Below are 22,319 nucleotides of genomic sequence, written 5' to 3'. Positions count from 1 at the left end.
CTCATTCAAACTCGTCTTCCTCCATCGGCAGCGCCAGCAGCGCCATGTTGCGGCCTTTTTCCTTGGCCTGGTACAGCGCGCGGTCGGCCAGGCGCACCAGCATGTCGGGCGTGCGGCCTTCCGTGGGCACCATCACGGCCACCCCCACGCTGATGGTCACGGTGCCGAACGGCGAGCCGTCATGCGGCAGCCCCAGCCGCGCCAGTTCAGCGCAGATGGTTTCCGCGATGCCAAAGGCGTCGGTGGCGTCGGTGGCGGCGGCCAGCAGCGCGAATTCCTCGCCGCCATAGCGCGCCACCAGGTCGCTGGTGCGCCGGCCATGGGCCATGATCAAGGTTGCCACTTGTTGCAGGCAGGCGTCGCCGGCCAGGTGGCCGTAGCGATCGTTGTATTTCTTGAAGTGGTCCACGTCGAGCATGGACAGGGCCAGCGACTGGCCGGTGCGGGCCGCGCGCCGCCATTCGGCCGCCAGCGCCGCGTCGAAGCCGCGCCGGTTGCGCACCCCCGTCAGGCCGTCCGTGGTGCTGAGCGCGGCCAGCTTGCGGTTGCTTTCCTCCAGTTCGGCCGTGCGGGCCGTCACCAGTTGTTCCAGCTGGCGCTGGTGGCCCGTCAGCCGCACGATGCGCCAGCGGTGCGCGCCCAGCAGGGCCGCCGCCGCCAGCACGCCGGCCAGCGCCCGGAACCACCAGGTTTGCCACAGCGGCGGTTCGATCGTCACCAGCAGCGTGGCCGGCTCCGGGCTCCACACGCCGCGATGGTTGGCGGCGCGCACCCGGAACACGTATTGTCCGGGATTGAGATTGGTGTAGGTGGCGCTGCGGTGGGCCGCGTCCGTTTCCACCCAGTCGCGGTCGAAGCCTTGCAACTGGTAGGCGTAGCGGTTGGCGGCCGGGTCGGCGTAGTGCAGGGCCGAGAATTCCAGCGAGAACACGGACGCTTGCGACGACAGCGTGAGCGCGGTGGGCGCCGTCAGCGGCCCGGTCACGGTCACGCCCGGCCCCAGCTTGCCGTCGTAGATCGAGTGGTTGAACACGCTGATATCGCTGATCGCCACTTGCGGCGCCACCGAGCTGCTGCGCACGGCGTCCGGGGTGACGGCCGTCAGCCCGTGCACGCTGCCGAAATAGAGGTCGCCGTCGGCGCCGGCCACGGCCGAATTGATGATGAAGCCTTCCGTCAGCCCGTCGGTGGCCGTGTAGTGGCTGGCCTGGCCGGACGTGGGGTCGAGCCGGTACAGGCCGGTGAGCGTGCTGCACCAGATGCGGCCTTTGGCGTCGTCGCGGATGGCCAGCACTTTTTCGCCGCCCAGCGCGGCGCCGTAGTAGCGGAAGCGCAGGCCGCCATCGGCCTGCGGCAAGGCCAGGTGCAAGCCCCGTCCCGTGCCGACCCAGATCCGGCCCCGGCCATCCTGGTGCAGGCTGGAGACGTTGTCGTCGCTCAGGCTGGCCGGGTCGCCGTCGCGGTGGGTGTAATGGCGGAAGCGGCCCGTGGCCGGATCGAGCACATCGAGCCCGCCGCCATTCCATTCCGAGCCGGCCCACACCCGGCCGGCGCCATCCTCCAGCACGGCCGAGGCGCCATCCACGCTGCGGCTGTTGCTGTCCTGCGGATCGTGGCGGTAGACGCGGCGCGCGCCGCTGGCCGGTTCGTAGCTGATCAGGCTGTTGCCGGTGGCCAGCCATAGCACGCCGCCGGCGCCGGGCGCGATGGCGTTGATGTAGTCGCTGGCCGGATCGCCGAAGCGCACCACCTGGAACGGGCCGTCGGGCCGCTCCAGCCGGTTCAGGCCGTCGGACGTGCCCAGCCACAGCGGGCCGTGGCCGGCCACGTCCTGGTACAGGCTGTAGACGATGTCCTGGCTCAGCGCACCGCGCTTGCCGGGCTGGGCCCGGTAGTTGCGCAGCACCCGGTTGCTGGCCGGGTCATACAGGCTCAGGCCGCTATCGCTGCCCAGCCACAGGCGGCCGTCAGGCGCGCGCGCCATGGCCAGCATGGCGTTGCTGGCGTTGGCCGCCTCGCCCACGGGCGGCAGCGGCACGTAGCGGGCCAGGCCGGCGCTCGACAGGTTGGCCAGGCTGATGCCGTCCGTGTACGACGCCACCCACAACATGCCGCCGCGGTCCTGCATCACGGCTTTCAGGTTGTCGCTGGGCAGGCTGTAGGGATCGTCGGGCGCGTGGTGGAAGCGCTCGAAGCGGCTGGCCGCATCGTTCCAGCGCAGCAGGCCGGCCGACAGCGTGGTGGCCCACAGCGTGTGCTGGCGGTCCAGGTAGAAGCCGGTGACGCGGCTGGCCGGCGCCGCCACCACGGTGCGCGTTTCCCACGGGCCGCGGCCGTCCCAGCGCAGCATGCCGGCCTCGGTCCCTATCCACAGCGCGCCGCTGGCGTCGAACTGCAGCGCGCGCACGATGTTGCGCCGCGTTTCGGCCTGGGGCGTGGGGTTGGCCTGGCGGTGCACGAAGCTGGTGGCGCCGGGCGCCAGGTAGTCCAGCCCGCCGGGCCAGGTGGCCGCCCACACGCCGCCCAGCGGGTCCAGCGCCAGCGCGTTCAAGTCGTTGCTGGCCAGGCTGTCGGGGCGCGCCGGGTCGTGGCTGTAGACGGTGAAGGCGCCCGTGGCCGGGTCGAAGTGCTGCAGGCCGCCCCAGCTGGCCAGCCACATGCCGTGGCCGCCATCGGACCGGATGGCCTTGATGATGCGGTGGTTGTGCGGGCCCGAGGGCGGCGCGTAGACGGTGAAGTCGTTGCGCTCGGGGTTGTAGCGGGCCAGGCCATCCTGGGTACCGGCCCAGATCCGGCCCTGGTCATCCTCGAACAGGGCCGAGACGCGGTTGTGGGGCAGGCTGTGCGCGTCGCCGGCGCGGTGCGCGTACTTGACGGCGTGGTAGCCGTTGTAGCGGTACAGGCCGTTGCTGAGGGTGCCCACCCACACATAGCCCTGGCGGTCCTGCAGCAGGGCCAGCATGGTCGGTTCGTCGTTGCCCAGCGGGCCCAGCTTCTGGAAACGCAGCGCCGGCACGCCGGCCCACGCGGACGCCAGGGGCGTCAAGGCCACCAAGGCCACCAAGGCCATCAAGACCACCGAAGCCACGGTCGCCACTGTCGCCACCAACAGCGCCAGACGCGCGGCAAGGCAGCGCCTCAGCAAGGATGGGGAGTAGCGCTCCGGGCGGAGCGGCGGCGGCTGGTGCATGGTGGAGGGGCGGCGGCGCGGCGGCGCCAGCCGGGGAGGGCGGGGCGCGCCGGGACGGGGCCGGGGCTTCAAATTGCTGGACGGAATGGTCATTATACATTCCATTGCTGCAATAGTTTGGCCATGGCGTGCTGTTTTCGTGGGCAGTTGTGGCGATTTAGGGTATAGTTTACGCCGCTGATATTGTATCCACGTCTGCGCGCGCCAGGACGGGCACTCACCGCGCTGGCTGCGCGGTCAAGCCGCCGCGGCGCGCCCTGCCAGTCCCGCCGTTTCCCCCTGTGTCCGCATTGCCCGCCGTGGCGAGTCAAGGTGCGTTTGGCCAGTTGGATAGTCGTTCGCAGAAAATGTTGTTAATTGAAGAAAGCATGGCTGACCGCTGGACGGAGGCCGAACCCTACTATGTCTGAAAACGAGATCATTTCCACCCCCGGTACCGCCCCATCGCAGCCCGCACCGGCCGCCGTCGACGTGGCTGCTACCGCGACGGGTGACTTCGCGCCCGCCGCCGCAGTCGCTGCGCCAGCCTCTGCCCCAGTCCCTGCCCCAGCCGCAACCGCCGCACCTGTGGCCGCCGCCGCACCTGCCGCATCCGCGCCGGACGCCGCCCCCGCCGCCGCGCCGGCCGAGCAGGTCCGCTTCGCCGACTTCGGCCTGTCGCCGCTGATCCTGCGCGCGCTGACCGACCAGGGCTATGTGCACCCGACCCCGATCCAGGCCCAGGCCATTCCCGTGCTGCTGCAAGGGCGCGACGTGATGGGTGCGGCCCAGACCGGTACCGGCAAGACGGCTGGTTTCGCGCTGCCCATCATCCAGATGCTGCTGGCCCACGCCAGCGCCAGCATGTCGCCGGCGCGCCACCCGGTGCGCGCGCTGATCCTGACCCCGACCCGCGAACTGGCGGTGCAGGTGGCCGACAACGTCAAGGCTTACGCCCAGCACACCCCGCTGCGTTCGACCGTGGTGTTCGGCGGCATGGACATGAAGGGCCAGACCGTGATCCTCAAGGCCGGCGTGGAAATCGTCATCGCCACCCCGGGCCGCCTGCTGGACCACGTGGAGCAGAAGAACATCAGCCTGGGCCAGGTGCAGATGCTGGTCATGGACGAAGCCGACCGCATGCTCGACATGGGCTTCCTGCCCGACCTGCAGCGCATCATCAACATGCTGCCCAAGCAGCGCCAGAACCTGATGTTCTCGGCCACGTTCTCGCCCGAGATCAAGAAACTGGCCAACACCTTCCTCAACAACCCGCTGACGATCGAAGTGGCGCGCAGCAACGCCACGGCCGACAAGGTGACCCAGGTGGTGTACAAGGTGCCGGACGAGCAGAAGCGCGACCTGGTGGCCCATTTGCTGCGCCAGCGCGACCTCAAGCAAGTGATCGTGTTCTCCAACACCAAGATCGGCGCCTCGCGCCTGGCCCGCGGCCTGGAGCAAGAAGGCATGAAGGCATCGGCCATCCACGGCGACAAGACCCAGCAGGAGCGCATGGCCGCGCTGGACGCGTTCAAGAAGGGCGAGATCGACGTGCTGGTGGCCACCGACGTGGCCGCGCGCGGGCTCGACATCTCCGACCTGCCGTGCGTGATCAACTACGACCTGCCGTACAACGCGGAAGACTATGTGCACCGCATCGGCCGCACGGGCCGCGCCGGCGCGTCGGGCGACGCCATCTCCATCTATTCGGACAAGGATGAGCGCCTGCTGGCCGACATCGAAAAACTGATCAAGCAAACCATCCGCCGCGGTACGCTGGACGGCTTCACGCCCGGCACCACGCGCGGCGGCGACGAGCGCCATGGCGAGCGCCGCGCGCGCCGTCCGGCCGACAGCGATTCCCGTGCCCCGGCCGCCCGCGTGGCCGAGCGCAGCCCCCGTCCCGCGCCTTCCTACAACGGCGCCGGCCCCCGCCGCGACAAAGTCGATCCGTGGTTCCTCAAGCCGTACGAGCCGGCCAAGGCCGCCGCACCGGCGCCGACCGCCGCCCTCAACAGCGCGCCAACCAGCAAGCCCAAGCAGAAGATCGCCGCCTTGCTGGGCGGTTTGCCCAAGTCCTGACGCGACCGCGGGCGAGCCGCCGCGGCGCTGGCCCGGCAGCGCGCGCGTTAGTGCCTGAGCGAAATATCGTATAGAATCCGCAGTTTTGCCAATTTGGTAAAATTGCGGCGCGCAGGGCCCGTCGCGGGGCTTTTTTTTCATCCTATTCAGATTGAACGACAGCGAGTGACTATCCTTTCCAATCAACGCATTGCGATTGTGGTGCCGTGCTATAACGAAGCGCTGACCATCGCCGCCATCGTGCGCGACTTCAACACCTGCCTGCCGGGCGCTCCGGTCTACGTGTTCGATAACAATTCCACCGACGACACCGTGGGCGTGGCGCTGGCCGCCGGCGCCATCGTGCGCAAAGTGCCGCTGCAGGGCAAGGGCAACGTGATCCGGCGCATGTTCGCCGACGTCGAAGCCGACATCTACATCATGGTCGACGGCGACGACACCTACGACGCCAGCGTGGCGCCGCAACTGGCCGAGAAGCTGGTGCGCGAAGGGCTGGACATGGTGGTGGGCACGCGCGTGTCGACCGAGCAGGAAGCCTACCGTTTCGGCCACCGCTTCGGCAACAAGATGCTGACCGGCTTCGTGGCCGCCGTGTTCGGCAATACCTTCACCGACATGCTGTCGGGCTACCGGGTGTTCTCGCGCCGCTACGTCAAGTCGTTCGCCGCCCACGCCGCCGGCTTCGAGACGGAGACGGAACTGACCGTGCACGCGCTGGAACTGCGCATGCCGGTGGCCGAAGTGAGCACCGTGTACGGCGCCCGTCCCGAAGGCTCGGTCAGCAAGCTCAACACCTACCGTGACGGTATCCGCATCCTGTGGATGATTTTGCGTTTGTTCAAGACGGAAAAACCGTTCGCCTTCTTCTCGATCGGCGCGCTGCTGTGCGCGCTGACGTCGCTGGGGCTGGCCGTGCCGCTGCTGCAGACCTACCTGCAGACCGGCCTGGTGCCGCGCCTGCCCACGGCCATCCTGTGCTCCGGCCTCGGCTTGTTCGGCGTGATCCTGCTGTCGTGCGGCCTGATCCTCGACACCGTCACCAAGGGCCGCGTGGAGCAGAAGCGCTTCGCCTACCTGGCCATTCCGGCGCCCGGCGCCGGGCCAGCCTGAGACGGCGCGCGCGATGAGCCGGATCAGGCGCGAGGCGCTGTGGTTCGCCGTGGCCGGCGTGGCCGGCCTGGTGGCCGACGTGGCGCTGCTGTACCTGGCGCTGGCACTGGGGCTGGGCTTTTACGCCGGCCGCGTGCTGTCGTTCCTGGGCGCCGTGTGGGTCACCTGGCAAATCAACCGCCGCTACACCTTCCACGGCGAGCGCACCGGTTCCGTGTGGCTGGAATGGTGGCGTTACCTGCTGGCCATGGCCGGCGGCGGCCTGCTCAACTACGCCGTCTACAGCGTGGCCGTGTGGCTGCTGCGCGACTGGCCGCCCATGCCGCCGGTGCTGGTGCCGATGCTGGCCGTGGGCTGCGGCTCGCTGGCGGGCATGATGCTCAATTTCGCCAGCGCCAAATTCTTTGTCTTTCAACGCTAACCGGACGGCGCCGGCCGTCCCGTCCCGATGAATCCACTCCGCTCCTCTTTGCTGGCGCTGGAAGGCGCCTGGCGCCGCCTGTGGCAGGCGCTCGATCAACCCGCTGTCGCGCGCGCGGCCGCCTGGCTGGTGCCGCTGGCGTTTGGTTTGCTGTCGCTGGCCCGGGGCCAGGACGACAACTGGGACCTGCACAACTACCACTTCTACAATCCCTACGCCCTGATGAACGGCAAGATCGGGCTGGACCTGGCGCCGGGGCAGTGGCAAAGCTATTTCAATCCGACGCTGGACTTGCTGTACTACGGCCTGAACCGGGTGCTGCCGGCGCCCGCCGTCGGCTTCGTCATGGGCTGGCTGCACGGCCTCAACTTCGTGCTGCTGCTGGCGCTGGCGCGTTTGCTGCTGGACCGCGGCGCGCACCGCCTGGCGCTGTTGCTGGCGCTGGCCGGCTGCCTGGGACCGGGTTTCCTGTCCGAGCTGGGCAACACCATGGGCGACAACCTGACCTCGCTGTGCGTGCTGGGCGCGCTGCTGTTGCTGCTGCAGGCCTGGTCGCAGCTGGCCTCGAGCAAGGCCTTGCCGGTGGCACTGCTGGCCGGCCTGGTGATGGGCGCCGGCTGCGGCCTGAAGCTGACCAACGCCACCTACGCCGTGGCCCTGTGCCTGGCGCTGCTGGGCGTGCGGGGCGGGTTGCTGCGCCGCGTGCGGGCCGCCTTCGTGTTTGGGGTGGGGGTACTGGGTGGCATCGGCATCACGGCTGGCCACTGGTACTGGCGCATGTGGCAGCAGTTCGGCAATCCGCTGTTCCCGCAGTTTAACGACCGCTTCCACGCGGCGTTGGCGGCGCCGATCGGCATCGGCGACACCGGCTGGCTGCCCAAGGGCTGGGCCGAGCGCCTGCTGTGGCCGTTCATCTTCACGCTGCATCCGCAGCGCGTGATCGAGATTTCGATGACGCAGCTGATCTGGCCGATGCTGTACCTGGCCTTCCTCGCGCTGGCCGTGCGCGCCCTGCGGGCCGCGATCCTGGGCCAGCTGCCGGCGCTCACACCGCGCCGCCAGCGCATCGGCTTCCTGCTGGTGTTCTGCGCGCTGGCCTATCTGGGCTGGCTCAACTTGTTTGGCATCTACCGCTACCTGGTGCCGTTGGAACTGCTGGCGCCGTTGGCCCTGTGGCTGGTGGCGCACCGCTTGATGCCGGCCCAGGTCGCCCGCGGCGTGGCCGGTTACGCGCTGTTGCTGGCCGCCGTGGCGATCTGGCCCGTATCGAACTGGGGCCACGCCGGCTGGGCCCGCGCGGCCGCGCGCGCCGACGTGCCGCCTATCACGGCGCCGGCGCAAAGCATGGTGATCACGGTGCAAGGTGATCCGCCGCTGGGCTGGATGGTGCAGTTCTTCCCGCGCGAGCTGGCGTTCGTCTCGCTGGGCTCGGGCTTCCCCGAATCGGCGGCCTATGCGCGCCGGGTGGCCGACATGATGGCCGCCCGCAGCGGCCCGATGTATGTGATGTTGACGGCCAGCGGCGCCGAGCCCGACGTGGCGCCGCCCGAGCAACGGGAGGCCGCCTTGCAGCACCAGGCCGACCTGGTGCGCCGCGCGCGCGTGATCCTGGACCGTTACGGCATCACGCTGCACGATGACAGCTGCCAGATCTATTCAGCCTACGTGGGCAGCAGCCGCCAGCCTTACCAGTTGTGCCGGATCACCCCGCCGGCGCCAGCAAGCGGGGTCACAAGCGGGGTCAGTTCCGGCATCGTGCCATAAGCTCATTTGCGGCTGCGGTAAATCAAGGCACCTTTTAGTTGCGAGGATTAGGGTGGACGCATGACACGTCCACTTCGTCTGGAATTTGCCGGTGCGCTATATCACGTCACCTCGCGCGGCGATCATTGTGAGGCAATTTATCGCGATGATTCCGATCGTCGGGCATGGCTTGAAACTTTGGAGCTCGTCTGCGGCCGGTTCAATTTCGTCATCTACGCGTATTGCCAGATGACGAACCACTATCACGTGCTGATTGAAACTGTTGAAGGCAACCTGTCGCAAGGAATGCGGCAGTTAAATGGTCTATATACGCAGCATTTCAATCGCAGGCACGGTCTTGTCGGCCACCTTTTCCAGGGGCGCTACAAGGCCATCCTGGTGCAAAAAGAGAGCCATTTGCTGGAGCTCTCGCGGTATGTGGTCTTGAACCCGTTGCGGGCCCGCTTGGTGCATTCGCTGCTGGAGTGGCCGTGGAGCAGCCATCCATTTTTAGTGGGGGCTCGGAAGGCGCCTGCGTGGCTGGACAGTGGCTGGTTGCTGAGCCAGTTCGGTTCGACGCGCGGCGAGGCTATTCAGCGTTACATGCAATTTGTGATGGATGGCATTGGACGGGATAGTCCGTTGAAACAGGTGAGTTACCAGCTCATTTTGGGCGATGCGGCCTTTACTTCACGTTACCATCATGATTCCGTGCAAGACTCTCTGCGCGATGTCGGGAAGGCGCAGCGGCGCGCGGTGGGCTGGCCACTTGATGAGTATCAGCGCCAATTCCCTGACCGCGATGAGGCGATCTTCCGCGCGTATTTCTCTACGATGTACACCATGCGACAAATTGCCGAGTTCTTCGGTATTTCGTTGCGAACGGTGAACCGCGCAGTGAGGAAGTTCGAAGCGAAGTGACGATATGGCCGATTGCCGGAACTGACCCCACCCTACAACGGCCGTGCCACCACGGCGGCCGGCCTGCACCGTCCCGACTGGTCAGCGCTGATGACGCGGTTCGCCCAGCACTTCCAGCAGTTCGGCTGCCGTCTCGCGCCAGGTGCGCCAGCGGATGGCGTCAGGCTTGGGATGGCGGCCTTCGGCGTGCTGGGCCAGCCAGGCGCGCACGGCCCGCGCCAGATCCTCGCCTTCCAGTCCACTGAAGTAGCTGGCGCCGTCGTGCGCCACTTCGCGGAACACGGGGATGTCGCGCGCCAGCAGCGGCAGGCCGCGGCAGGCCGCTTCGATCAACGGCAGGCCGAAACCTTCACCTTCGCTCGGTTGCAGCAGGCAGGCGCAGGCGCCGTACACCTGTTCCAGCGCCGCGTCGTCCAGGCCTTGCAGCCAGTGCAGACGCCGCCCCAGTTCCGGGTGCTCCTGCAGCCGCCGTACGATGGTGGGGATGGTGCGCCGGGCGGCGGCCGGCAGCGGCTTCCAGCCTTCGTTGCCGACGATGACCAGTTGCGCATCCACGCCATCGGCCCACAATCGCTCGAACGCGGCCAGCGCCTGCAAGTGGCCCTTGCGCGGTTCGATGGTGCCCACCATCAGGAAGCTGGGCCGCGCGCGCAGCGCCGGCAGCAGCGGATGGGGGGCGGCGTCCATGCCCGCCTGGCCCGGTGCACTGGCCAGGTCGGCGCCCAGATGCAGCGCCGTCAGTTGCAGTGCCGTGCGGCGCGCGCCGTCGGCCAGCGGGTGGGCCGCCAGCCAGCGCCGCATGTCGTCGGCCACCGCCTGCGAGATGCACACCAGTTGGTCGGCTTGCGCGGCGATGGTGGCCAGCCAGGCGGCGTGGCCGGCGTCGGCGCCGGGCGGGAAGAATTCGGGGCGCAGCACGGGCAGCAGGTCGTACAGCACGAAGCTGACGTGCACGCCGCGCGCGCGCCAGCGCGCGTACAGGCCGTCGGCGGCGGCCCCGCCCACCGGACCGGGGGCGAAGTCGGCGCCGTAGTACTGGTCGCCGGCGCGCACGTCGGCCACCGGGTCATGGGTGGTGCGCGGGTCCAGGCCCAGCAGGGCGTAGGTGTACTGGCGCGCGTAGCGGCACTGCCAGCGGCCGTCTTCCTGGCACAGGTAGACCGGTTCCACCCGCCAGCCCGGCCGCTGCAGTTGCAGCAGTTCCAGCAGCTCGGCGCGCACCACCCGTTCAATGCCGGTGCGCAGGTCGTGGCGGGCGATGGTGGTCACGTCCACCAGCAACTGGCGCGGCGCCAGCGGATCGGGCGCGGCCGCGATGGCGCACGCCAGCTGGCGCTGCAAGAGGCCATCCTCGGCCAGTCCGTCCACCTCGGCCAGCGCGCGCAGCAGGGCGGGGCGGCCGGGACGCACGTTGGCCAGCACTTGCGCATACAGGGCGGCACAATGTTCTGGGCTGTGCTCGCGTTGCAGCAGGGCCGCCGCGCGCTGGCCCATGGCGTCACGCAGCGCGCTGTCGCCATGCAGCGTTTCCAGCGCGGCGGTCAACGCGGCTGGGGTGAAGCTGTCGTCCAGCTTGAGCACGCAATCGTCGGGCAGGGCCGCCATCGAGCCATTGGCGTTGACGATGGTGGGCAAGCCGTAGTTCATGCAGTCAAGTACGGCGGCCGAGGTTTCGCCGCGTGACACGGCGCGCAATTGCACGGCAGCGTCGGCCGCTTGCAGGTAGCGCTGGTAGTCGGCTTCGTCGGTCCAGCCGGCGATGCGGATACGCCGGCCCGCCGCGCCGCTCAGCATGGCCGTCAGTTCCAGGCCGTATTCGGAGCCGTGGTTGGCGCCCACCAGCACCAGTTCGCAATCGGGGTTGTCATGCAGGCTGGAGGCCAGCCATGCTTGCACCAGCTCGTGGGTCAGCTTGGTGGGGGCGATGAAGCCGAAGCTGCACACCAGGTAGGCGCCGGGGCGGATACCCAGCGCCGTGCGGGCGGCAGCGCGCGCGCCATCCCGCGCGGGCGGGGCGGCGCGCGGCAGCGGCACCACGCTCCAGTCGCGGTCGGCCTGCGCACCATACCACTGGCGCGCCAGCACGCGGGCATGGTCGGAGTGCACGATCACGTGGCTGGCGTCGCGCAGCACGGGCAGGTTGCCCGGATAATCGCGCTTGGCCGCTTCGGCCGCGTCGGCGCCGCCACCGAGGCCGGCGCGCAGGGCCGGGTAGCCATGGGCGGCCAGCGCTTCGCTCCAGGCATGTGGCAGCAGGCCCGATAACTGTTCATACACCAGCACGCTGCTGAGGAAAAAGTCGTGCAGCACCACCACGCCCGGATGCTGGCGCAGCAGCGGGAACATATGGCTGTGGAACGGGCTGTTGCCGAACTGGTAGAGGATGTGGTCGTACCCGGCGCCATGCTCGGCGAACCAGTCCACCGTGCGGCGCGGCAGCGCGGCCAGCGCCGGCGGCAAGGTGAGCTGCTCCTGCTTGAGCACCAGTTCGATCTCGAAGTGGGCCGTCAGGGCCGGCAGCAACTGGGCCGCGTAGTCGGCGATGCCGGTGCGTTCCGGCGGCAGCGGCGAGACAAAGGCCAGCCGCGGCTTGCGCGCGGACGCCGGCATCGGCATCGGCATCGGTACCGGGGTGGTGGCGGCGGCCGCGCCGGCCAGCGTGGCCACATGCTGTTCCATGGCGCGCAGCGCGCGCCGGGCCGAGATATCCCACGAGAACTTGGCCGCTTGCTGGCGGCCGTGCGCGCGCAGGCGTTCCAGCATGGCCGGATCACCCAGCACTTCGGCCAGCTTGGTGGCCATGGCCGGCGGCGAGCCGGCGTCGAACAGGGCTTCGTCGCAGCCGATCACTTCGGGGATACTGGTGTTGTCGGCGCCGATCACGGGCGCGCCGCAGGCCATCGCTTCCAGCGCGGGCAGGCCGAAGCCTTCGTGCTTGGACGGGAAAATGAACAGGGTGGCGCTGCGGTACAGGGCGATCAGGGTGGCGTCGTCCACATAGCCGGTCAGCACCAGTTCGTCCGGCCCCAGGCCGCAGCGGCGCGCATGGGTCAGCAGCGTGGCGCGGTCATGCTCGCCCACCTTGCTGGCCACCAGCAGCTGGTGCGCACTGCGCACGGCCGGCGGCAGCAGGCTGAAGGCCGTGATCAGGCCATCGATGTTCTTGCGCGCGTCGAAGCCGCCGGGCGCGTACATCAGCATGGCGCGCGTCAGGCCGTAGCGCTGGCGCAGCGCGGCTTGCTCGGCGTCGGCCAGCGGGGCCGGGTGGAACTGGCTGTCGACGGCGGTGGAGATGGCCACCACCTGGCGCGCCGGCAGGGCCAGCGCGTCCAGCGCCTCCTGGCGCGAATAGTCGGAGATGGCCAGCAGCAGGCCGGCCCGCTTGAGCGAGGCGATCTTGTGCCGGTAATAGTCCTGCTGGGGCGCCGATGGCAGGTAGGCGGCCGGGTTGAGCAGGGGGATCAGGTCATACAGGATGGCGGCCGTGCGCTCGGCCCCAAGGTGGCAACCGATCGAGGTCACGCTGTCGTCGACATAGCCTTCGAACAGGCTGGTGACGAGCACCATGTCCGGCTCCAGTTCGGCCAGCACGTGTTCGCGCAGCAGTTCGCTGGCGCGCGCGCGCGGACCGTTGGCCGGCGCCAGCGCGGCCACCGGCACGGCCGGCTCGAACACGCACACGCGCTCGGACGGCACCAGTTGCGCGAAGGCGTGGCGCAGGTCGGGGATGGCGTCGGCCAGCGCGCCGTTCAGCAGCAGCCAGATCTCATGCTCGCCGGCGTTGCGGGCCACGGCCAGCGCCAGCGCCAGCGAATAGCGGCCCACGCCGCGAAAGCGGCTTTCCGACTGGGCTCCTTGCAGGTCGATCACGATGCGCATCAGGGTTTCTTCCTCGCGGCCAGCGCTTGTTGCAGTTGTTGATAGGCGTGCTGGGCGCGTGGCGACAGCTGCTGTTCCGATTCCGGTATGGGGGCGGGAGCGCCCGTATGCGCGGGCTGGTAGGCCAGGCTGTACAGGCGCGCCTGCAGCGCCGGGAAGCGCGCCACCACGCCGCGCACGGCGCGCGCGAAGCGGGGCCGGCGCAGCACGGCCCGCATCGTGGCCAGCAGCAACGCGCGGGCGCGTTGGCGCGGCGCCAGCCGGAACCGGAACTGGCGCCATGCGCCGCGCGCCGCGCGGGCCTGGTCGGTGGCCCAGCGCAGCGGCGCCGTGACGCGCCACGAGCGGCTGTTGAGCATGTCGATGATGCGCTGCTCCAGTTGCGCGCCGCGCGCTTCGAGCCGGCCCAGGCGGTCGCTCAGTTCGGCGTGCAAGGCCGCCTGCTGCTGCGCCAGCTGGTCCGTGGTGCCCACCAGCGATTGCACCCCGCCGGCCACCATGGCCACGCCGCCGCGCAGCGCGTCCAGTTCCGTGTTGGCCTGGGCCAGGCCGCGGTGCAGGCTGGCGCGGTCGCGCTCCTGTTGTTGTTCGTAGCGTTGCGCCAACTGACCGAGGCCCACACCGTAGTCGGCGCCGAACGGCGCATCCAGCGCGGCCAGCACCGCCGGCGCGGCGGCGCGCTGGGCCACCACGGCGTAGTCCGGGCTGACCCCTTCCAGCACCGTGATCAGGCCCACGGCGGCCGCTTCATCGTGCAGCACCGGGTCTTCCTGCAGGCGCACCACGCGGTGGCGTTCGAAACCGCCATAGTCGACGGCGAACTCCAGCAGCGCCGGCGGCAGCGGCCGTTCATGGGTGGGGTCGAGATAGAAGCTGGCCGCGCCCACGGTGAGGTTTTCCGGGTTGGGTGTCTCCAGGATCAGCAGCCCGCCCGGCAGCAGTGCGCGGCGCGACTCGGTGATCAGTTCCTGCACCAGCGCGAACGGCAAGTGCTCGACCAGGTGGAACGCCGATACCAGCGCCAGGCTGGCGTCGGGCTGGGCCCGCAGCGCGGCCAGCGCATCGCCCAATGCCACATTCAGGCCGCGTTCGCGGCAGGCCGCCAGCATGCCGGCGTCCAGGTCCACGCCGCGTCCTTGCAGGCCGCATTCGGCCAACAGTTCCAGCCATTCGCCACGGCCGCAACCGAGGTCCAGCGCCGGCGCATCCAGCGCCACCAGCGGCAGCAGGAAGGGGCGGTAGGCGCCCAGCCGGTGCTTGATCAGCTCGCGCGAACCACGGTAGCGGTCCTCGAAAGCGCGGTAAAAAGTCTGGCTCATGCGGTCTTCTCCTGGCGGCGCGCCATCACAGTTCGTCCACCATCTCGCCGGCGCGGCGGCGGAACAGGCGCAGGCCCAGTGCGCAACTCAGCACGGCCAGCACGGCGATCGGCAGCAGGCTGCGCCACTGCGGCGCCTGGCCGTGCACCAGGATGGTCTGGCAGGCGCCGATCACGGCCGCCATCGGATTCCAGCCCAGCAGGTCGCGCACGGCGGCCGGCAGCGTGGCCACCGGGTAGACGATGGGAGTGAACCAGAACCAGAATTGCAGCAGGATGGTGAAGAACTGCCCCACGTCGCGGAAGAACACGTTGAGCACGCCCAGGATCATGCCCAGGCCGATGGCGAACAGCACCAGCATCAGCAGCACTGGCAGCAGCGCCAGGTAGGCCCAGCCGGGAAAACTGCCCGACAGCACCAGGAAGGCCGTAAACAGGCCGAAGATGATGCCGAAGTTGACCAGCGCGTTGAGCACCACGATGATGGGCAGGCAGATGCGGGGGAACTGCAGCTTCTTGATCAGGTTGGCGTGCTCGATGAACACCGACTGGCTGCGCGAGGTGATCTCGGCGAACAAGCCCCAGGTCAGCACGCCGGCGCACAGGTAGATGCTGTAGGCGAACGGCGCGCCATCGCCGGCCAGGCGGCTGCCCATGACCTGCGAGAAGATCACCGTGTAGACGATGATCATGGCCAAGGGATTGAGCACCGTCCACAGCGCGCCCAGCAGGGAGTTACGGTATTTGGCCTGGAATTCGCGCCGCACGCTGCCCAGCACGAAGCCACGGTAGCGCCACACGCTGGCGAGCAGGGCGGGCATCCTCATGCGCGGCGTACCTGGAAGCGGGGCGCGGCCACGGCACCGGGCCAATGGCGGGCCAGTGCGACACCGGCGCGGCGCAGCGGGCCCAGGCCGAAGCCGGCCGGCAGCGCCAGCAAGTCCAGTACCAGGCCTTCGCCGGCCAGATCGATGGTGTGGCGCAGCCGCCATTGCTGGTCATACACTTGCACCTGGCCGTCGCTGAAGTCGCGCTCGGCCCGTTCGGCCAGGGCCGATACGCCCACGCAGCGGTCCACCCCATCGCTGGCCACGCCGCGCGGGAAACCGCCCGTCTCCAGTACCAAGCCTTGTTCGCCCAGCAGCCGGCTCTCGGCCGAGGAGCAGGTCAGCAACTGGCCATGTTCGCGCCACATGTTGTGGCCGCAATTGCCCAGCGCCACGCGGCGCGCCAGCGCGCGCGTGTCCAGCGAGAACGCCAGCAGTTCGCTGGGGCCACGGTTGTGCGCCAGCACCCACACCAGGCCGTCCTCGAACATGAAGGAATTGAAGTGGTGCACATCGCCCTGCTCGCGGCAGTCCAGCGGATACCATTGCTCCCAGCGCTGGCCATCGTAGATGGCGACCATGTCGTCATGCGAGGCGGTGGCCCACAGCTTGCCGTCGTGCCAGGCGATTTCGTGCAGGTCGCGCAGGGGGAACGGCGCCTGCAGCGCGCCGCAGGGGCGCAGCGCGCGGTCGAACAGCAGGATCTCGCCCCGCTCCAGCGCCGCATCGACGGTGGACGACACCAGCCGGTTGCGGGCGGCCACGTACAAATGGTCGCCGTGGCGGGCCAGGCCGTAATACAAGCCGCGGCCGCTGTCGAGCCGGACGGCGTGACCGGTGTCGGTGTCGAGCAGCAGCAGGGACTGCGAAGTGGTAACCAGTAAATCCATGTCGAAATAGGGGGCAGCGGGGCAACCGGCGATTATAGCGTGAAAAACTGGCGCGCCCGCAACGTTGTGCGGATGTTAATTTCTGTGTGGGGTCAGTTCCCACTGTGTGGGGTCAGTGTGTGGGGTCAGTTCCGGCATCACGCCATAAACCGCGGTTCATGGCGCGATGCCGGAACTGACCCCACCGCTACACCGCCTGGCGCTGCAGCTCGCAGATGGGGTCCAGGTTGCACACGCCGCTCCACACGATGGCGTCCAAGTTGCGCAGTACCGTGAAGGCGCTGGCGTCCTGCTGGCGGGCCAGGGTCTGGCGGAAGTCGCCCTCGCCGGCGCCGCCCTCGGCCACCCCGGCCGTGATGGTGTAGTCGCCCGGCGCCAGGCTGGCCTTGAACGAGAATTCGGCCCGCACCGCCTCGCCCGGACCGACCGGGCCTATGGTCTGGCCCATGCAATAGGTGTTGGTCATGAACACGGCCTCGCCGCGCGCGTTGCGGATCTGGAAGCCAATGTGCGGGTCGGCGTAGCCCTGGGCGAAACGGCTCTCGACTCGCACCGTGGCCACGCGGTCGCTGACGATGGTGGCGGCCGGCTGGTCGTCCACGTACAGGCCCACCGCGTCCAGTGTGGCGCCGCCGTTGGCGAACGAGCCCACGGTCGATGGCGAGGCCGCGTCGGCCGGGGCTGGGGCGGGCGCGGGTGCTGGAGCAGGAGCAGGAGCATGCCCCTGCGCGGGCGCGCCGGGCGCGCCGGCCGCACCTGGCGCGTTGGCGGTGGCGGAGCTGGCGCCAGTGTCGGATGTGGGCGCGCGCACCGGGGCCGGTGGTGGCGTCTTGCCTTCGCGCTGGTGCAGCACATGGGCGTTGTACAGATCGATCACTTCGCGCGGGCTGCTGTCGAGTGCGACGCGGCCGGCGCTGATCAGGATGGCACGGTTGCACAGCGAATACACGGCGCCCATGGCGTGCGACACGAACAGCAGCGTGGTGCCGGCGTGGCAATAGGCGCGGATACGCTCGTAGCATTTTTGCTGGAAGAATACGTCGCCCACGGCCAGCGCCTCGTCGATCACGAGGATGTCGGGCCGCACGGCCGTGGCCACGGCGAACGCCAGCCGCACCTGCATGCCGGATGAATAGACCCGCACCGGCTGGTCGATATAGTCGCCGATCTCGGCGAACGCTTCGATGCCCGGCATCAGGGCCGTCACTTCCTCCACGCTCAGGCCGATCAACTGGCCCGCCATCACGGCGTTCTGGCGGCCCGTGAAATCGGGATGGAAACCCATGCCCAGCTCCAGCAGCGCGGCCACCCGGCCGTGGGTGGCCACGGCGCCCGTGGTGGGCTGGGCGGTGCCCGTGATCAGCTTGAGCAGCGTGCTCTTGCCGGCCCCGTTGACGCCGATCAGCGCCACGGATTCGCCGGCCGCGATGTGGAAATCGATATCCTGCAGCACCCACTTGAGGCGATGGCGCTGTCCCAGGAAAGGGGTGACCCATTCGAGCAGGCGCGACCAGCGGCCTGGGTATTGTTTATAAGCCTTGCCCAGTTGACTGACGTGTATGCTGCCCATGCGGAATATGTGTGGTGATCGTGACGGGAACGCCGGCCGGCGCGCGCCGGATTATAGCAGCGCGGGGTGTCAGCCCTGGGCCAGTTTTTGCAGCGCGTCGGGCTTGATGATGATGAGCCGGTGCGTACCTTTCTTGATGATGCCTTGCTGGACCAGCGTCAGCAGCGTGCGGGTGACCGTCTCGCGGCTGGTGTTGATCATGTTGGCGATGTCCTGGTGGGTGGGCAGGTTTTCCACCACTTCCTCCTCGCCTTCCTTTTTCTCCTTCAGCAGTTCGAGGAAGGTGTAGATGCGCTTGGAGGTGTTGTGGATGCTCAGCAGCGCGCGGAATTCGGAATCGCGCTGCACCTTGGCGGCCAGGAAGCGCAGCATCTGGTTGGCCACCGACGGCGAGTGCGAGAACAGATGCAGCGCCGTGGCGCGCGGCAGCAGCGCCACCAGTACCGGACTGAGGGCCACCACCGAGGCCGAGCGCATGGAGCCGTTGATGACGGCGATCTCGCCGAAGAAGTCGCCCGGCGCCAGCATGCGCAGGCCGATCGCACGCCCGTCCTCGGTCACGTCGATCACTTGCAACTGGCCCGTCAGCAGGAACAGCAGCGCGTCGCCGGCCGCGCCTTTTTGCAGCACCACGTCGCGCTTGTTGTATTGGCGGATGCGCAGGTCGGCCCGGACCTTGGCCATGTCCTCCTCGCTCAGGTCGGCCAACAGCGGAATCTTGCGCAAGTGGATCTGGATGTTGACCGGCTCGTTGGGATCGCCCAGCTGGCGCCCCTCGGCGGCCTGCGCGGCCAGCGCGCCGCCGACGGCGGCGGTGTCGTCGGGAACGGCGGCGGCGAGGGACTTTTTACTGGAGGTCATGCGGGGTTTCCAATGATTCAATAGTTCAACAGTAGCGGCGCGCAGCAGGCGGCGGCTGCGATGCCAGCCGCGTTCGCGCCCAGGTCGCGCCAGCAGAAGCGCCGCCCTGGCACCAGGTTCTGCAGCAGCTCGATCGCCCAGCCCGCCAGCAGCAACCCCATCATCCAGCACGCCAGTTCGCGCCAGCCGTGGGCCAGCCGCAGCGCCAGTAGCGTGAGCGCGGCGTAGGCGCCAAAGTGCAGCAGTTTGTCATTCGGCAGCACCGGCAGCCAGCCGCTCGGCGCCAGGCAGCCGGCCGACACGACGGCCAGCGCCAGTAAAAAGAAAATCAGTTCCCAAGTCATGGTGGCAATGTTCTTTGTATCTTTCGGAGGATGGTGCCGCGCCCGGCGGTCAGAAACCATCCCAGTGCCAGGTCAGTTGCAAGCTGCGGCTATTATATTGAAACAGCGAGATATTTTCCCTGTTCTGGGTCGAGCGCCATTCCAGCTGCAGGCTGTGGTGGGCCGGCAGCTGCATCGAAATGCTGGCCGTCAGCAGGCGCGTGTCCTGCCGCCGAACCAGGTCGATCACGTTGGGTGAATAGACGGTGGAGCCGCGCCACACCTGGCGCGTCCAGCCCAGCTGGCCGCTGAAACGTTCGCCCAGATTGCTGTAAAGCAGTAGATTACCATACCAGCCATCGCGGTTGCCGCCCAGCCGGCCGGCCTGGCCATGGTCGGACAGCACGCCCACCCCGGCCAGCGCCTGGCGCACGTTGTCACGGTAGTTGAGTGTGCTGCTCAGTTCCACGGTGTTGGCGTCGTACTTGGTGCGGGTGGGATAGGTGACGTGGCTCAGGCCGCTCGTGAGCGACCATTCCAGCGCCTCGGGCAAGTCCACGGGCGGCGTGGCGCGCAGCTGCACCTGGGCCTGGCGCTGGTAGTAGTGGCCGTTCAGCTCCAGGGCGCTCAGGCCGGCCGTGGCCCGGCCGCGCCACTGGCCCCACTGCCATGGCTGTTCCAGGCCCGCTAGCGCCGAGGCCATATCCTGTTCGTGCTCATGGTCGTGGCGGCGCACCCGCAACTGGGCGAATCCCAGCAGCTTGCTCTGGCCCAGGTTGCCGCTGTAGTCGGCCGTCAGCAAGCTGTAGCCGTCCGCCTTGGGCAGATAATCGGGCGTCAACTGCCATTGCAGATAGTTGGCGCCGCTGCCGGTGCTGAAGAAGGCGTTGCTGGCGCCCTGGTTGACGTTGTTGTCGTAGCCGCGCCCGGCCGACAGCGACAGCAGGTCGCGCCGGCCGGCCGGCAAAGGGTGGCAGCCGCGCGTGCGGTGGCCCTGGATCACTTCCACGATGCCGGGCGGCGGCGCGAAACGCCGTTCGATTTCCACGAACAGGCGCTCGGCCTCGGCACCATGGCCGAGCTCGCACTGGCTGATGGCCAGGTCCAGCCAAGCGCCAGCGTGCTGCGGTTCTTTTTCCAGAAAGCGCATCAGCAGCCGGGTGGCATCGTCGGGGTGCCCGTCGGCCAGCGCCTTCATGGCGCTCACGTACAGTTCTTCCTGCTGCACGGGTGGGAACGGCGGCGCCTCGTCGGCGCGCGCCGGGCCAGCCAGCGCCGTTGCCAGCACCGTGGCCAGCACGGATGTCAGCAGCCGGCGCCTCATGCCGCTTGCTCCAGCGTGTAGAGCTGCACCGGCTTTTCCTTGCCGCGCAGGTGGCGTTCGCCCAGGTGGACGAAGCGGTGGCGGGTGGCGCCGCGCACCGTGCCTTCGCCGATGATGACGTCGTGCGGGAAGTCGCGCGCGGCCTGCTCCAGCCGCGAAGCCGTGTTGACGCTGTCGCCCACGGCCGTGTAGATGCTGCGGAAGGCGGTGCCGTAGTCGCCGGCCATGGCCAGGCCGCTCTCGATGCCGATCCGCACCCGCAGCGGCGGCTTGCCGTCGGCCACCCGGTGCGCGCTCATGCGGGCCACCTCCTTGAGGATCAGCTGGGCCGCGTCCAGCGCCAGGTCGGCATGGTCGGCGATGGGCAGGGGCGCGCCCCAGAACGCCACCAGGCCATCGCCCGTGTATTTGTCGAGCGTGCCGTGCATGTCGAGCACGGGGCGGGTCAGGCAATCGAGGAAGTCGGTGGTCAGCTTGGCCGCTTCCTCCACCGGCAGCGACTCGACCTGGGTGGTGTAGCCCTCCATGTCGGCGATCAGCGTGGTGACCTGGCGCTGCTTGGGCGACAGCGGGTCCTGCAGGTCGCTGCGCAGCAGTTCCTCGACCACTTCCTTGGCCACGTACTGGCGCAGCGTGTGTAGCAGCTGGCGCGACTTGTGTTGCGTGAGTTGCCAGTGGAACGGCACGGCCACGGCCAGCAGGAACAGGTTGGACAGCAGCGGCCCGGCCGTGGAGAATTGGTCGTCATGCGGCACGACGAAATAGGCCAGCACCAGCCACAGCGCGGAACTGGCGCCCAGCAGGGCCACGTTGGCGGCGGCCGACTGGCGCGGTAGGGTGTAGCTGATCAGTTGCACCACGCTCAGGCAGAACAACAGCGCCATCCACTTGCCGGGCCAGGGCGCGGGCGCGTGGCCGGACTGGCGCGCCAGCAGGTTGTCGAGCACGGCCGCGTGCACCAGCAGGCCGGCGGTGGACGCGCCCAGCGGCGTGGACAGGCGGTCGCCGATGCTGAGCGCCGAGGAGCCGATCAGCACCAGTTTGCCGGCCACCTGGTCGGGCGCGAAATTCTGCTCCAGCACGTCGGCCGCCTTCAGGCCGGTGTAGGCCGACCAGGCGCGGCTGTAGGGGATGCGCAGGGCGCCCGTGGGCAGTTCGGCCGCCGGGCCGTCGGCGCAGCAGTCGAACAGGGCGCGCGCTAGGGTGGGATATTGCCTGCCTTCGAAGCTGGCGTACATGGGAACCCAGCGCAGCGTGCCGTCGTGATCGGGCGCCACGCCGATGTTGCCGGCGTGCGCGGCTTGCGCCAGCCCGGCGTGGTTGGCCAGGTAGCCGCTGGCTGGCACGGCGCCGGCGGCGGCCGGCGTGCCGCCCACCAGATGGCCGCCCCGCAACGGATGGGGCTGCTGGGCGAAGTCGAACAGCTGGGCCAGCACCACGGGGCCGTGGCGGGCCAGCATGGCCAGCCGCGCGTCGCCTTCGGCATCGGCCGGCTTTTCTTGCAGAATGTCGAGCGCCACGCCGCGCGCGCCGTTGGCCAGCAGGGTTTCGATCAGCGTGGCCAGGCGCGCGCGCGGCCACGGCCACGGCAGGGCCGCCAGGCTGTTCTCGTCGATATCTACTACCAGGATGCGGTGCTCGGGCGCCGTGCTGGCGCGCAGCTTGATGAAGCGGTCGCGCAGCCAGTCGTCCGCGAACCCCGTGCCCGAGGGCGCCAGCCACTGCGACCAGACCGTCAGCAGGACGGCGGCCAGCGCGATGCCGGTGCGAAACATGGAGTCGGATGGGATCAAATGGCGCAAAATAGGCTAACAAGTCGGTGCCGGCGAAGCTCGCGTGCCGAAGGCTGGGGCAGGAGAGGGGCGGCACCCCAGTAAAATA

At 68.9% G+C, this 22,319-nt stretch carries 15 protein-coding genes; 5 read left to right on the top strand and 10 right to left on the bottom strand.

Translation table 11 applies throughout. The features are described from left to right. Position 1 precedes the first annotated feature (1 nt). Complete coding sequence (locus tag H3H39_RS13180; protein ID WP_229218023.1) at positions 2–3,283, bottom strand: ligand-binding sensor domain-containing diguanylate cyclase; 3,282 nt, start codon at positions 3,281–3,283, stop codon at positions 2–4. A gap of 309 nt (positions 3,284–3,592) precedes the next feature. On the opposite strand from H3H39_RS13180, the gene H3H39_RS13175 reads away from it, so the two are divergent. From H3H39_RS13175 to H3H39_RS13155, 5 genes are all read left to right on the top strand, one after another. Beyond that, positions 3,593–5,251 carry a DEAD/DEAH box helicase gene (locus tag H3H39_RS13175; protein ID WP_229218022.1) on the top strand — a complete coding sequence of 553 codons (1,659 nt, stop codon included), beginning with the start codon at positions 3,593–3,595 and terminating at the stop codon, positions 5,249–5,251. Between the two features lie 165 nt (positions 5,252–5,416). After that, positions 5,417–6,361, top strand: a complete 945-nt coding sequence (locus tag H3H39_RS13170; protein ID WP_182153854.1) for a glycosyltransferase family 2 protein — start codon at positions 5,417–5,419, stop codon at positions 6,359–6,361. Between the two features lie 13 nt (positions 6,362–6,374). Continuing rightward, positions 6,375–6,782, top strand: a complete 408-nt coding sequence (locus tag H3H39_RS13165; protein ID WP_182153853.1) for a GtrA family protein — start codon at positions 6,375–6,377, stop codon at positions 6,780–6,782. Between the two features lie 27 nt (positions 6,783–6,809). Further along, on the top strand, positions 6,810–8,546 hold the full coding sequence (locus H3H39_RS13160) for a glycosyltransferase 87 family protein (protein WP_182153852.1): 1,737 nt from the start codon (positions 6,810–6,812) through the stop codon (positions 8,544–8,546). 60 nt (positions 8,547–8,606) lie between these two features. After that, positions 8,607–9,446 (top strand): transposase, encoded by an 840-nt coding sequence (locus tag H3H39_RS13155; RefSeq protein ID WP_182153851.1) that lies wholly within the window; start codon positions 8,607–8,609, stop codon positions 9,444–9,446. An 81-nt stretch (positions 9,447–9,527) separates the two neighbouring features. Here the strand turns inward: H3H39_RS13155 and H3H39_RS13150 are convergent, their stop codons facing one another. From H3H39_RS13150 to H3H39_RS13110, 9 genes are all read right to left on the bottom strand, one after another. Continuing rightward, on the bottom strand, positions 9,528–13,325 hold the full coding sequence (locus H3H39_RS13150) for a glycosyltransferase (protein WP_182153850.1): 3,798 nt from the start codon (positions 13,323–13,325) through the stop codon (positions 9,528–9,530). Further along, positions 13,325–14,644 (bottom strand): class I SAM-dependent methyltransferase, encoded by a 1,320-nt coding sequence (locus tag H3H39_RS27630; RefSeq protein WP_220461536.1) that lies wholly within the window; start codon positions 14,642–14,644, stop codon positions 13,325–13,327. Before H3H39_RS27630 ends, H3H39_RS13150 begins: the two co-directional genes overlap by 1 nt. A gap of 25 nt (positions 14,645–14,669) precedes the next feature. Further along, a complete protein-coding gene (locus H3H39_RS13140) occupies positions 14,670–15,470 on the bottom strand; it encodes an ABC transporter permease (RefSeq protein ID WP_311196912.1) in 801 nt (266 codons plus the stop codon). After that, positions 15,467–16,360 (bottom strand): hypothetical protein, encoded by an 894-nt coding sequence (locus tag H3H39_RS13135; RefSeq protein ID WP_182153849.1) that lies wholly within the window; start codon positions 16,358–16,360, stop codon positions 15,467–15,469. Before H3H39_RS13135 ends, H3H39_RS13140 begins: the two co-directional genes overlap by 4 nt. A 187-nt stretch (positions 16,361–16,547) precedes the next feature. Beyond that, positions 16,548–17,930 (bottom strand): ABC transporter ATP-binding protein, encoded by a 1,383-nt coding sequence (locus H3H39_RS28365; RefSeq protein ID WP_182153848.1) that lies wholly within the window; start codon positions 17,928–17,930, stop codon positions 16,548–16,550. A gap of 69 nt (positions 17,931–17,999) precedes the next feature. Next, the gene (locus H3H39_RS13125; RefSeq protein WP_182153847.1) at positions 18,000–18,791 is read right to left on the bottom strand and encodes a Crp/Fnr family transcriptional regulator; all 792 of its coding nucleotides are present in this window, start codon (positions 18,789–18,791) and stop codon (positions 18,000–18,002) included. 17 nt (positions 18,792–18,808) lie between these two features. After that, positions 18,809–19,135 carry a VanZ family protein gene (locus tag H3H39_RS13120; RefSeq protein WP_182153846.1) on the bottom strand — a complete coding sequence of 109 codons (327 nt, stop codon included), beginning with the start codon at positions 19,133–19,135 and terminating at the stop codon, positions 18,809–18,811. 49 nt (positions 19,136–19,184) lie between these two features. Continuing rightward, positions 19,185–20,438, bottom strand: a complete 1,254-nt coding sequence (locus H3H39_RS13115) for a tetratricopeptide repeat protein (protein ID WP_182153845.1) — start codon at positions 20,436–20,438, stop codon at positions 19,185–19,187. Then, the gene (locus H3H39_RS13110; RefSeq protein ID WP_182153844.1) at positions 20,435–22,213 is read right to left on the bottom strand and encodes a CHASE2 domain-containing protein; all 1,779 of its coding nucleotides are present in this window, start codon (positions 22,211–22,213) and stop codon (positions 20,435–20,437) included. The genes H3H39_RS13115 and H3H39_RS13110 overlap by 4 nt, the downstream gene beginning before the upstream one ends. Positions 22,214–22,319 lie beyond the last annotated feature (106 nt).

The organism is Rugamonas apoptosis (assembly GCF_014042355.1).
GTDB lineage: Bacteria > Pseudomonadota > Gammaproteobacteria > Burkholderiales > Burkholderiaceae_D > Rugamonas > Rugamonas apoptosis.
This window is presented reverse-complemented; position numbering and strand designations above follow the sequence as displayed.

Excerpts from the sequence above, each read along its gene's own strand:
- H3H39_RS13165 (WP_182153853.1), top strand. The coding sequence starts at position 6,375 with ATGAGCCGGATCAGGCGCGAGGCGCTGTGGTTCGCCGTGGCCGGCGTG.
- H3H39_RS13110 (WP_182153844.1), bottom strand. The coding sequence starts at position 22,213 with ATGTTTCGCACCGGCATCGCGCTGGCCGCCGTCCTGCTGACGGTCTGG.
- H3H39_RS13120 (WP_182153846.1), bottom strand. The coding sequence starts at position 19,135 with ATGACTTGGGAACTGATTTTCTTTTTACTGGCGCTGGCCGTCGTGTCG.
- H3H39_RS13160 (WP_182153852.1), top strand. The coding sequence starts at position 6,810 with ATGAATCCACTCCGCTCCTCTTTGCTGGCGCTGGAAGGCGCCTGGCGC.
- H3H39_RS27630 (WP_220461536.1), bottom strand. The coding sequence starts at position 14,644 with ATGAGCCAGACTTTTTACCGCGCTTTCGAGGACCGCTACCGTGGTTCG.
- H3H39_RS13115 (WP_182153845.1), bottom strand. The coding sequence starts at position 20,438 with ATGAGGCGCCGGCTGCTGACATCCGTGCTGGCCACGGTGCTGGCAACG.
- H3H39_RS13150 (WP_182153850.1), bottom strand. The coding sequence starts at position 13,325 with ATGCGCATCGTGATCGACCTGCAAGGAGCCCAGTCGGAAAGCCGCTTT.
- H3H39_RS13140 (WP_311196912.1), bottom strand. The coding sequence starts at position 15,470 with ATGAGGATGCCCGCCCTGCTCGCCAGCGTGTGGCGCTACCGTGGCTTC.
- H3H39_RS13125 (WP_182153847.1), bottom strand. The coding sequence starts at position 18,791 with ATGACCTCCAGTAAAAAGTCCCTCGCCGCCGCCGTTCCCGACGACACC.
- H3H39_RS13135 (WP_182153849.1), bottom strand. The coding sequence starts at position 16,360 with ATGGATTTACTGGTTACCACTTCGCAGTCCCTGCTGCTGCTCGACACC.
- H3H39_RS13175 (WP_229218022.1), top strand. The coding sequence starts at position 3,593 with ATGTCTGAAAACGAGATCATTTCCACCCCCGGTACCGCCCCATCGCAG.
- H3H39_RS13180 (WP_229218023.1), bottom strand. The coding sequence starts at position 3,283 with ATGACCATTCCGTCCAGCAATTTGAAGCCCCGGCCCCGTCCCGGCGCG.
- H3H39_RS13155 (WP_182153851.1), top strand. The coding sequence starts at position 8,607 with ATGACACGTCCACTTCGTCTGGAATTTGCCGGTGCGCTATATCACGTC.
- H3H39_RS28365 (WP_182153848.1), bottom strand. The coding sequence starts at position 17,930 with ATGGGCAGCATACACGTCAGTCAACTGGGCAAGGCTTATAAACAATAC.